Origin of the sequence: Lancefieldella parvula, from assembly GCF_963547875.1 — a bacterium.
Taxonomy (GTDB): domain Bacteria; phylum Actinomycetota; class Coriobacteriia; order Coriobacteriales; family Atopobiaceae; genus Lancefieldella; species Lancefieldella parvula_D.
In genome coordinates this window covers 1-12274 of the sequence record NZ_CAUUSI010000008.1, presented here as the reverse complement: position 1 = coordinate 12274, position 12274 = coordinate 1, and the positions used below count along the sequence as shown (strand labels likewise).

Genomic DNA, 12274 nt, shown 5'->3' with positions numbered 1-12274 from the left:
ACAAGCTAAAAGAGCGCAGCCTAAGCTGCGCTCTAGTCAAACAAAAACGTAAGCGCTACTCACCCAGTTTAGGATGAAGCAAAGATGGTGCAGCACCCAAAAGCGTCTTAGTGTAAGGATCTGTTGGATGCTCAAAGACCTGCTTAGCAGGACCATCTTCCATGATCTGGCCGTGATTCATAACGATGATGCGGTCAGAAACATAGCGGACAGTTTGAATATCGTGCGAAATAAAAATCATCGAGAGACCCAGCTCAGACTTGAGGTCAGTGAGCAGGTTCAAGATCTGCGCGCGAACAGAAACGTCCAGTGCGGAAGTAGGCTCATCAGCAATGATTGCCGATGGGTTCAGAGAAAGCGCGCGTGCAATTGCAACACGCTGACGCTGACCACCAGAGAGCTGACCAGGAAGGGCGCGAAGTGCGGAATGTGGAAGTCCTACCAGACCGACAAGCTCATTAATACGGGCTTCTCGCTCCGCCTCTGTGCCTACCTTATGCACGAGCAGTGGATCCATGAGCTGGTCTTTAACAATCATACGAGGGTTAAGAGCAGTTGCTGGGTCCTGGAAGACAACAGAGACAACGCGGCCAATCTGCTTTCTAAGCTCTGGAGTACGCTTGGTAACATCCATTCCCTTGAAGTACACATGACCGGACGTCGGTGACTGAAGGCCACACATGACATTTGCAGTAGTGGACTTTCCGCAGCCAGACTCACCAACAATACCAATGGTCTCGCCAGGCATAAGCTTGAGAGAAACATTCTGTACTGCGTGAACCTTATTAGGCTTAAAGATTGAACCCGTACGTGTTTTAAACGTAACCGATATATCATCGAGGAAGATAATTGGCTGCTCTTCAGTTGTTGTAGCCATTTACCTCACCTCCTTTTGAGAACGCTCAAGGTAAGGCACAAGACCATGCTCCTTCAGATACTCATCAGGCAGCTCGGAGAAACGATGGTGCTTACCAGGAATCTCCTTGATAACAGGGTGAACCTCAAGACCCAGATCTGGGTGACTTGAACGAGGAGCAAACCTATCGCCTGTTGGGAAGTCTTCTGGAGAAGGAACAGAACCTGGTACCTGGTGAAGCCTAGTACCATCCTGTGCGCCTTCCTCAATGGAAAGAACAGAGCCGAGAAGACCGCGGGTGTACTCGTGAACAGGATTGGTCAGAAGCTCAGTAGTAGCTGCCTGCTCAATAACCTGACCTGCGTACATAACGGTAATCTCAGAAGCAACCTCTGCGACAAGTGCAAGGTCGTGGCTAACAAAGATCATTGCGAAGCCAAGACGACGCTGGAGGTCATTCAAGAGCTTGATGACCTGCTTCTGAACAGTAACGTCCAGAGCGGTTGTTGGCTCGTCGCAAATAACCAGTGAAGGATCGCGGGTTAATGCCATAGCAATCAGAACACGCTGACGCTGACCACCAGAAAGCTCATGTGGATAAGACTCAAGCGTACGCTTTGGATCCAGGCCTACAAGCTCTAGAAGCTCCTCTGCGGAACGAGTGCCTCCCCTGCTGGTAAGTTGCTTCATCTGAGAAGAGATAAGCATGGAAGGGTTCAGCGAAGACAAAGCATCCTGGTACACCATTGCAAGCTCGTGACCAAGCAGCTTGCGGTGCTCTTCTTTGGAGAGCTTCAGGAGGTCTTGGTCTTTGTAGAGAACCTGACCAGTAATGGTCTCTTTTGGATCAGTCAGACCCATGATGACCTTGGTGGTAATTGACTTGCCGCAGCCAGACTCGCCGACCAGTGCCATGCACTGACCAGGACGAACATCAAAGCTTACATGGTCAACAACCTTAACGTCTCCATGAGACTCAAAGCTGATGCAAAGATCTTTAACACTGAGCAATGGAGCAACATCAAAGTCTGGCTTACGTCTGTCTGTTCTAGACAGCTCAACCTCTTTGAGTGCATTAAGTCTGCGCTCAAGGGACTCTGCCTGCTCTGCATATGCACGAACTGGATCAGACGCAAGAATGTCATCTGCACGCCTGGAGTCAGAGTTCTCTGTATCGACAGGAGCGCCAGGTGCTGCTGCCATAGCATCAGTAAGACCCTCGGAGAGGATGTTCAGTGCCAGGCAGGTCATCATAATAGCCAGGCCTGGGAAGAATGCCTGCCACCAACGACCAGCAAGAACGCCAGCACGAGCATCAGCCAGAATATTACCCCATGTTGGAGTTGGCTCTGCAATACCTGCACCAATGAAGGTCAAAGATGCCTCAAAGATAATTGCATCTGCTACCAGCGTAACGGTAAAGACCATGATGGGAGCAATGCAATTACGAAGAACGTGCTTCCACAAAATCCAAGGTGCACGAGCGCCAGAAACAATGGTTGCCCTTACGTAATCCTCGCCGTACTCACTTACGATGTTTGCACGAACAATACGCGCAATCTGTGGCGTGTACATAAAGCCAATGGCAAAGATGATTGAAGGAACGCTGTTACCAAGAATAGAAACAAAGACCGCTGCAAGTGCAATGCCTGGGAACGACATGATGATGTCGAGCACGCGCATGATGACCTCAGAGACAGCCTTTCTAGAAACAGCGGCAATAGCACCAATAATGGAGCCACACAGTAGCGCCATACCCGTAGCACCAAAACCAATGACCAGTGAATACTGACCACCATAGAGCATACGAGAAAGAATATCGCGGCCCTTATCGTCAGTACCAAAAATAAATCCATTACCTGGAGCCTGACGAGCATTAAAAATCTCAAGTGGGTTATGTGGAGCAATAAAATTTGCAAAGACAGAAGCAAGAACAACAAAGACAAGAATGACAAGAGCAATCTTGGAAGCTGTCTTCATCTTCTTAAAGCCACCAAAGGTTGAACCCTTTGCAGCAGCTTCTTCGAGCTTCTCGACTTGTTTTTTTCTCATTTGTACCATCGCACTACACCGTCCTAATGCGTGGGTTAATCAAGATGTACAACATATCAACAACAATGTTGATGATGATGAAGGACAGTGCAACGACAACAACAACTCCCTGAACAAGCATTGCCTCGTTACCCTGAATGCCCTCAAGAATTGCGGTACCCATGCCAGGAAGGTTAAAAATAACCTCAATAACAACGGCGCCACCCATGAGGTAACCAATCTTCAGGCCAAGTGTGGTTACAGGGGTAATAAGAGCGTTGCGAAGTACGTTTCTTGCGATGACGATTCTCTCTGGAATACCAGCGCCGCGAGCAGTGCGGACGTAGTCCTTATCCAGCTCCTCAACCATTGCGGTACGAACAATACGGGTCATCTGACCAGACATTGGAACCGCAAGTGCAAATGCCGGCATAATCATACGAGCAAAGTAGCCGCCAAGATTTACCGTAGGATCTGGTAGTGCTCCAGAGGCTGGTAGCAGTTTAAGCGTAGACGCAAAGACCAGAATCAAAAGAACTGCCAACCAAAATGATGGCGTTGCAAGACCGGCAATTGAGAATACGCGGATGATTTGATCGGGCCATTGATCTCTATAGAGAGCCGCAATAACGCCCAACGTAAACGAAACTATTGCGCCAATAAAGAGACCCATAAAGGTCAACTGCATAGTTACTGGCAGAGCCTTTGAAATTCTTTCAGCAACTGAATAGTGAGAAGTGCCGTAGGTACCCAAGTTTCCATGAGCAACATCACCGATATAGCGTACATATCTCACAGGCCATGGATCATCAAGGCCATTCTCAATGTGATACTGCTGGATGGCTTCTTCAGAAGCAGACTCGCCTAAGGCATTGTATGCAGGATCTACATGCGAGAAAGACATTAGGAAGAATACGAGAAAGGTGACGCCTAGAGCCATAATCGGCAGCGCAATAAGACGGCGTCCGATAAGACGTAATAGGTTGTTCACTATCTCCCCCTCTCTCTTTAAAACAAACCGTACAAATAAAATTTGATGAGACTTTGTGCACCTCAGGACGAAATTTTGCGCACAAGAGCCCGAGCGTTATAGGTAAAACGCTCGGGCCCCAATGTATGAGATGCTAAGCGCGTGATGGCAACAAATTAGCTAGCAGTAACTGTGTTGACATCAATGAAGGACAGACCGGTGGTTCCGATACCCTTGAAGCCCTTGAGAGCAACGCCGTTGCTGTTTGGCTTCTCGCTCCAGGAAGCGGTGAAGGTCTTAGCAAAGAGAACTGGGTACAGAGGTACGTTCTCAGCGATGATATCGAAGCACTCGTTCCAAGTGGACTGCTGATCAGCGCCAGACTGGCCAAGAGCCTTGCTCATGAGCTCGTGAAGCTTATTCCACTCAGCAGACTCCTTCCATGGGCAACGCTTGGTCATCCAGACATTATCGCCATACCACCAGTTGAGCAGCAGGTCGACGTCTGCACCGAAGCAGGAAGGATCGCCAGGGGCAAGCAGGATGTCCCAAGAGCCGTCAGCTGCGTCAATTGCAGCATAGGTTGCTGGAGAAGTATCGGAAACGATGCTTACGTTAAAGCCAAGTGCGTCGAGGTCGTTCTTGACCTGAGTTGCCATGGACTTAACCTGCTCGTTATCGGTGGTGCGAAGAACGACATCACCAGGAGTGATACCAGACTCAGAAATGAGCTTCTTAGCCTTATCAACATCGTGTGCATAGACAGTGGATGCCTTGTGATAGTTAGCAAAGGAAGAAGGAAGGTAGCTGGTGGCAACCTCAGCCTGACCAGAGAATGCGTTTGCAAGCATCTTGTCTGTATCAAGTGCATAGAGGCATGCCTGGCGAACCTTAACGTTGTCCCAAGGAGCCTTGCCAAGGTTGAACATTGCAAAACGGACACCAAAACCCTGAACAGCGTCAACAGTGCAGCCTGCGCCCTTGAGCTGTTCTACAGCATCTGCAGGAACCATTTCCATAGCAAGGGTGGTTCCGTCCTGCTGAGCGGTCAGACGAGCAGTTGGATCCTTAAGGACGTCATAGTGGAGCTTATCGTCCTTAGCAGGAGTTGCACCGTTGTAGTTTTTGTTAGGAACAAGGTCAAGAGTGTTGTCAGAGATGGACTCAAACTGCCATGGACCAGAACCAACTGGCTGCTTCTTCATCTCATCCTGAGAGCTGCTTGCTGGAACAACGCGAACAATGGACAGACGCTCCTTGAGGAGGGAGAAGTTAGCAATAGTGGTCTTAACGGTGACAGTCTTGTCATCCTTCTTCTCTACGGAAGCAATTGGAGCAAGCATTGGAACGTAAACGCTACCCTTTGCAGAAGAACGGTTGAAGGACTCAACAACGTCATCTGCCTTTACCTCGTTACCATCAGAGAACTTTGCGCCGTCACGGATGGTAATCTCAAAGGTGTTATCGTCTACCTTCTTAGGATCAGCAGTAGCAAGCTCATTGAATGTTGAGTAGTCATGGAAGTTAAGACCGTAGAGGCCCTCAACTACCTGCCAGTTAACACCAAGAGCAAGTGCTGATGAAGTAGTAGATGGATCATAGTTCTGGGTTGAATAAGCGGTACCAGCAGTAATTGTGCCGCCGCCTTCCTTTCCAGATGGAGCTTCAGCTGCCTTCTGCTGTCCGCCACCGCAAGCGGTGAGGCCAAGGCCAGCTGCTACAGTTGCTCCGCCAAGGAAGCCGCGACGCGAAAGTGGACGGTTAATAAACTCGCTCATTTCTGCCTCTTTCTAAAAACTCTCCTTGCCACAACGTGGCACCAATGCCACTTGTGTGGCTTACATCTACATAACTATATGAAGAAAAGATATTTGTTCTGAAGACAGTTCGCCCAACGGTATTAATTTCTCGCTCATTGGCTGCTCAAAATATGAAAACGTGTTTTGTTGTATTATTTACTGCATATAAATCTTAATAGCAGCTAAGAAGGCCCGCAGTTAGCGGGCTTTACTATTATTTTACCTTGTATAATATATAAATTATTTAACTAACTACATAAATAGTAATCATTGTCAACTACCGTTTACCGATGATTTACTACCGTTTGCCTTTAGAAATTACGGATATGTTGTGAAGATTAAACAAGAGTCAGTCCAAAATGAACTGACTCTTGTCTTAGAACAGCAAAAACTCCGCAAAATTACTTAACTAAATCTACAACACGCTCAGGGTTCGCCATAAAATCTAGATATTCTTCCCCTAAATGAGATTCGATTATCTCTGATACTTGTTCGTCATTTTTTTCAATGTCAAAATTTCCATCTGCTGGGCTATAACGTCCTAAATAGCCATCAGCTAGATAAGGTGGCGGCCATCCACTTAACCCTACGCCACAAAAATTTCTAACTAGGCATCTATAATTTCTATTATGCATTTCTTGTAGCAGTCCAGCGTTCCTTGTTTGAATCCACATTTTTGGAGTTCCAAAATAAGACCCAATGGCAAATAGCCCTAAATCTTGCTCAACTGTTCCAACAACCTTTTCTTGAGAGCTTATTACCCAATATAAATCTATATTCAATAAAAGTTGGTTAGCCTGACTGACTCCTAAAAATGGCCCAGAGATAGTAGCGGTCTCTAAGTCAATATTTTCTGCGGATCCAAAATCAGACTTAAGACCATTTCTCTTATTCTCATATTGTTGCACAACATACTGAGCTGCCTGCTTTTTTAATTCTGGCAGCCTCATAGTATTCAGCTTAAAAAACCAATTATTTATTAGCAAACCACAAACAACAAGAACTACTAATAATGACAGATCTTTTACAAACCTTTTTCTACGCTTCATCTGCTGTCACCTCATTAGAACTGCTTGTAGCAACTGAAGTAAAAGTAATAACTAGGTAGCTCTAATAATATTCTGTTCGAGTATGCTTTAACAGCTAATCTGTCGGCCAATGGCTATATTTCAGCGTTGAATGAAAAAATAAGAATGGCATAACAACACTTCATAGCTGCCATTCTTATTACAAATAACTCAATTGTTTGATTTGGTTTTAGAGATTGTGCTTCTTCATCCTTTGCTCAAAGAGCTCGTTGATAATCTTTGCCATCTCTTCAACTTGTTGAGCACTGGGTTCATCCTCAAATGCAGCGTAAAGCTCTGGATACTCCTGAGCAATATACTCACAAGACTTTCCCGTTGCGTGACCACGAACAAAGAACGGAATACGCTTAATGTATTCTGGATTCACGAGTGCCAAGATCTTCTCGTCTGCTGTTTTACTCATGAGTTCCTCCCCTTGCATCTAACTTCTCATGTACAGTCGTGGAAGATTCTTCCCAAGCTTTGAGCTCTTCATAAATAGTTTCTGCCAAGTTCACAGAAACACCTTTTACCTGAGAGATGTCCTCAACACTTGCAGCCTTTAAGCGCTTAAAAGAGCCAAAATGGCGCATGATATCTTTTTTGCGTTTAGGTCCTACACCAGGGATTTCGTCCAGAATAGAGACGGTCATTGCCTTATCTCTAAGCTCACGATGGAACGTAATTGCAAAACGGTGAGACTCATCACGGACTTGCTTGATGAGATACAGAGAAGCTGACCCCGTAGGCAACACAATTGGTGTGTCGTCCCAAGGTACAAAGACTTCCTCATCAGACTTAGCAAGGCCACAGACGGGAATATCCAACCCCAGCTCATTAAGCTGATTAATTGCGGCGGTCAGCTGAGGTTTGCCGCCATCAACCACCAGCAAATCAGGTCGTGAGCCAAAGCGCTCATCTGCCATGCGTTCCGGGCTATACCTTCTGCCCAGGACCTCTGTCATTGAGACAAAGTCGTTAGCTTCATCAAGTTCAGCGCGAATCTTAAAGCGGCGATACTGGCTTTTATCAGCCTTTCCGTTAGTAAAGACCACCATCGAGGCAACGGTAAAATTACCGTGAAGCGTAGAGATATCAAAGCACTCAATGCGCAGTGGCGGCGCATCAAGCGCAAGCGCGCTTTCCAGCTGAAGAAGTGCCTGGTTAGTGCGGTCGTCGGCATAGCCCGTGCGAATCATGTGGCGCATTAATGCATGACGAGCGTTAGCGGAAGCCATCTGGAGAAGACGGAACTTCTCGCCACGTTGTGGGTGGTGAAGCACACAGTTGTGGCCTCGTTTTTGCGTCAGCCACTCGGACAAAACCTCTGCGTCGAGAAGATCGATGGGCAGGTTAACCTCTGCGGGAATGTCAGCGGTTTCATCGTAGTAGCGCTTTAGGAAGCCCGAAACCAGCTCTTCCTCGGAAACGTCCAAGCCTTTGTCCAGGATAAACTCAACCGAGCGGATGGTACGGCCTTCTCGCACAACAAACACGCAGGCAGCGGAGATGGTTTCTTCTCGATAAATGCCAATGAGGTCAATGTTTACCGAGGTAGGAAACGTGACTTGCTGGCGGTCATCGAGATCAGAGAGTGAAGTCAGACGGGACTTGAGCCTAGCCGCCTTCTCAAAATCCAGATCAGCGGCAGCTTCTTGCATCTGATCTTTGAGCTCAGAGACAATCTCAGAGCGATTTCCACGGAGGAAGTTCTCTACCTGCCTAACATTCTTTGCGTAGGAAACGGTGTCAATAGCGCCTACGCACACGCCAGGACCCTTGCCTACGTGGTAGTCAAAACAGGGACGACCCTTCTTTGCAAGCAGCAGGTTGGCAACGGCTGCGCCGTCAGGGTCTTTTTCTAGCAGACGTTTAGCACGCTTCCACTCTACGCACGTAGCGGAGCAGATAGGTACTACTTTTCTGAGTGTCTCGATAGTCTGGCGCGCAGCGTAGGAATCAGTGTAGGGACCAAAATAGCGCGTCCCCTTCTTGTGTTTCTCGCGCGTGTATTTAATTGCTGGGAAGGTATCTGACTCGGTAATGGCAATGTAGGGATAACTCTTATCGTCTTTAAAGTCTACGTTGAAGTACGGGCGATACTGAGCAATAAGATTGCGCTCCAACACCAGCGCTTCGTGCTCGTTTTCTACCACAATGTAATCAAAACTACGTACAACCTGCATCATCAGAGGAATCTTGGCACGGTCATCTTGAAGCGTAACGTACTGCCTCATGCGAGCACGCAGGTTTTTAGCTTTGCCTACATAGATAACCTTGCCGGAACCATCTTTCCAGAGGTAACAACCTGGATTAGTAGGAACCTGATCAACCTGTTCTCTAATAGACACCAGGTCATCTGAGGGTTCAGAAGAAAACGACGGCGCAAGACCTGGTGCCCCCGAAGGCACATAGTTGGGGTCAAGATTGTTTTGAGAGTTATCTTTGCCGCCTCTGGCACCGCTTTTGGCCATGCTATGACCTTACGCGAGAAACCAGTGAACGAAGCATGGCGGACTCTGGTGATTTAAAGAGGATTGCCAAGCCATAGGTAACCAAAACAGCTGGAATACCTGCAAAGATGCAATACAGTACGCCATAAAGTGCTCGGCCGTCTGGTACGCCAATAACAGCGCGCAGGCCCACCATAATCAGAAGTGCTGCTGCTGATCCTGCAAGGCCAAAAGCAACCGAGCGTACAAACGCAAACACCATTGATTTGAGCCCGATCTGACCAAGGTGCTTACGAAGACTAATTAACATAATGGTATCGATAACCACGTAGAAGATGGCCGAGGTAGTTGCTACAAACATCATGCCAAAGTGAGAAGTACCCACCAGCAGCACCAAAACCTGCACAACAGAACCAAGTGTTGCCGAAACAGCATAGAGTGTCATACGACGCATAGCAGAACAGACTTTTTGCAGGTACATACCAATGCCATACAGAGGCAGAGCTAAAGACTGGCCAATCAAGAATTGCTGGGTTAACAGCAGCTGATCCTCAGTGAACTTGCTTGCTCCAATAATAGAAACAAGAGGCATCGAGAAGATCATGAGGTACATCGTGAACGGCACGGTAAAGAAAAGAATCTGGTTAATACCGTGCTTAAAGTCTTTCTTGAACTGATCCATATTCTCTTTTGCCCAGCTATCAGACAGCTCGGTAAAGAGGGCTGTGGTAATAGGTACCGTCAAAATGGAATATGGCAGCGTATACCAAAGGCGAGCGTACGCCGCAATGGAAGCGCCAGATGCGGAAACGCTGAGCTGCGAACTTGTCTGAACCGACATAGTTACAAACGTGGCAACCACAACAATCAGAGCAGGCGCGCCAATCTTAAGCGTCTCTTTAAGCGCGGGGTCTTTGAGGTTAATTCTCCACGAGAGCTTAATCCCCTTGCGCTTGAGTGACGGTACCTGAATCAGAACCTGAATCAGAACGCCCAGAGGATTTCCCAGTGCAAGAATAAGTAGACCCAGCTCAGGATTAGTGTTAACCAAGAAGGCATACGCAAAGAACGAGGCTGTAGTCACAAAGTTATTAAAAATAGGAGCCGCTGCTGGCCAGAGGTAGTCTCGCTCTGCATTTAAAACACCAGAGAAAATGGTGGAGAAACAATACAGCATAACCTCGATGACAAAGAACCTAAAGAAGTACACTGCCAGCGTTGGGTCAAAATCAGCACCTGCCGAGAAGGACTGTGTATACACCACCTCTGCGGCAAAGAAGAAACCTAAAACGGCAACAAGACCTGTTGCGACAACAACAATGGAAAGCAGGTTGGAGGTATAGGCATTTGCCTCATCCTGTCCAACCTTCTTCTTAATAGAGAGATATACCGGCAAGAAAGCTGTAGTGAGCATTCCTGCACCAACAAGCTCATAGAGCTGGTCAGGAAGGGTGTTTGCAATGGAATAGCAGCTTGCAAGAACAGTTGCACCCATAGCAAATGCCTGAGCCCAGGTTCTTAAGAAGCCCGTGATACGACTAATCAGAACAAGCACGCTCATCATAGAGGTAGAACGGCTCAAGTCTTTCTGCTTAGAAACGTCCTCTTCCTCAGAAGCTTCTTCACTATAAGGATTACCTGCGTCGAAGTTGCCGTCTGACACAGAGCTGTTATCTGTCTCAGAGTTATCCTCTTCAGCAGCGGCCTCTTCGAGTTTCTGACTCACAATCTGCTCAAACGCCTCATCCTCAATTGGTTGATGAAACGTCTCTGGAACAACAATGTTATCCACTACAGGAGGCTCATCAAAGGTCTGATCAAGAGCCTTGCTCAGAGTTTCTTCAGATAAGGTTCCATCAGAAGACTCTGCTGAAAGTCGCATATGTTTGGGCTGATATGCCACTAGTGCACCTCGCGAACAATATCTGCAAACGTAGCCGATACAAATGAAGACAAATCTTCTGGAGAAAGCGTCAAACTGAGTCCGCGTTTTCCGCCAGAGATATGAATAAGCTCAAAAAGCTGAGCAGTCTCGTCAATTATAGTGGGAAACTGCTTCTTCATACCAACGGGAGTACAACCACCACGCACATAGCCCGTTAAACCCTCAAGCTCTTTAACGGGCAGCATGGAAAGGTTCTTTTGACCGGATGCAGCTGCTGCTTTTTTAAGATCAAGCTCTTGATCTACAGGAATGCAGCACACCACATGCTCTCCGCTTGAAGACACGCAGACAAGCGTTTTGAACGCAGCGTCTGGATCTTCTCCAAGCATCTCTGCAATATGAGTTCCCAACTCACCAGAAGGAACGTCTTCGTCTACCTCGTAAGATTGGAACTCGTAAGCAATGCCGGCAGCATCAAGCTCCCTCATGGCATTTGTCTTTTGAACCTTTGCCGTTTTTCTCGCCATGTTATGCGCGCTTCTTCTGAGCTTTTTTCCCTGCAGCTAGACGTGCGTTATCGCGGTCAAGAATCTCTTTAAGGAACTTACCGGTGTGGCTTTCTGGAGTTGCCGCAACCTTTTCTGGCGTACCGGAAACAACTACCGTTCCTCCGCCGTCGCCACCCTCTGGACCCATATCAATAATACGGTCAGCCATCTTAATGACATCCAGGTTGTGCTCAATAACAAGAACGGTGTTACCTGCATCAACAAGACGCTCAAGAACAACAATAAGCTGTCTGACATCCTCAAAATGAAGGCCAGTTGTTGGCTCGTCCAGAATATAAAGAGTTTTACCAGTCTGCTGACGGTGGAGCTCTTTTGCAAGCTTAACACGCTGCGCCTCGCCACCAGAAAGCGTAGTTGCAGGCTGGCCAAGGTGAATGTAGCCAAGGCCTACATCGTGGAGAGTCTGCAGCTTGTTCTTAATACGAGGAATGTTTGCAAAAAACGCTAGTGCCTCATGAACCGTCATATCAAGCACGTCAGAGACGGACTTGCCGTGGTAGAGAATCTCGAGCGTCTCGCGGTTGTAACGCTTACCGTGGCAGACCTCGCAAGGAACGTAGACGTCAGGCAAGAAGTTCATCTCAATCTTGATCTGGCCGTCGCCCTTACAAGCCTCGCAGCGGCCTCCCTGGACGTTAAACGAG

At 47.6% G+C, this 12274-nt stretch carries 10 protein-coding genes; all 10 read right to left on the bottom strand.

The window, feature by feature from the left end:
• Positions 1 to 55: 55 nt before the first annotated feature.
• Positions 56 to 877: an ABC transporter ATP-binding protein gene (locus tag RWJ96_RS04300; protein WP_314008559.1), complete on the bottom strand. Its 822-nt coding sequence runs from the start codon at positions 875 to 877 to the stop codon at positions 56 to 58.
• Entirely contained in the window at positions 878 to 2917 is a 2040-nt protein-coding gene (locus tag RWJ96_RS04295) for a dipeptide/oligopeptide/nickel ABC transporter permease/ATP-binding protein (RefSeq protein WP_314019139.1), read from the bottom strand. It abuts the gene before it with no gap.
• 4 nt (positions 2918 to 2921) lie between these two features.
• On the bottom strand, positions 2922 to 3878 hold the full coding sequence (locus tag RWJ96_RS04290) for an ABC transporter permease (RefSeq protein ID WP_035427308.1): 957 nt from the start codon (positions 3876 to 3878) through the stop codon (positions 2922 to 2924).
• A 155-nt stretch (positions 3879 to 4033) separates the two neighbouring features.
• Positions 4034 to 5635 (bottom strand): ABC transporter substrate-binding protein, encoded by a 1602-nt coding sequence (locus tag RWJ96_RS04285; RefSeq protein WP_314019136.1) that lies wholly within the window; start codon positions 5633 to 5635, stop codon positions 4034 to 4036.
• Positions 5636 to 6057: 422 nt separating this feature from the next.
• The gene (locus RWJ96_RS04280; RefSeq protein ID WP_314019134.1) at positions 6058 to 6705 is read right to left on the bottom strand and encodes a hypothetical protein; all 648 of its coding nucleotides are present in this window, start codon (positions 6703 to 6705) and stop codon (positions 6058 to 6060) included.
• A gap of 208 nt (positions 6706 to 6913) precedes the next feature.
• Positions 6914 to 7147: a hypothetical protein gene (locus RWJ96_RS04275; RefSeq protein WP_035432232.1), complete on the bottom strand. Its 234-nt coding sequence runs from the start codon at positions 7145 to 7147 to the stop codon at positions 6914 to 6916.
• Positions 7140 to 9197, bottom strand: a complete 2058-nt coding sequence (gene uvrC, locus RWJ96_RS04270; RefSeq protein ID WP_396427210.1) for an excinuclease ABC subunit UvrC — start codon at positions 9195 to 9197, stop codon at positions 7140 to 7142. Before uvrC ends, RWJ96_RS04275 begins: the two co-directional genes overlap by 8 nt.
• Position 9198: 1 nt before the next feature.
• On the bottom strand, positions 9199 to 11079 hold the full coding sequence (gene murJ, locus RWJ96_RS04265) for a murein biosynthesis integral membrane protein MurJ (RefSeq protein WP_314019133.1): 1881 nt from the start codon (positions 11077 to 11079) through the stop codon (positions 9199 to 9201).
• Positions 11079 to 11588 (bottom strand): Cys-tRNA(Pro) deacylase, encoded by a 510-nt coding sequence (gene ybaK, locus RWJ96_RS04260; RefSeq protein WP_314019132.1) that lies wholly within the window; start codon positions 11586 to 11588, stop codon positions 11079 to 11081. The genes murJ and ybaK overlap by 1 nt, the downstream gene beginning before the upstream one ends.
• 1 nt (position 11589) lies before the next feature.
• On the bottom strand, positions 11590 to 12274 hold a 685-nt coding region (locus RWJ96_RS04255), incomplete at its 5' end, for an ATP-binding cassette domain-containing protein (RefSeq protein WP_314019130.1).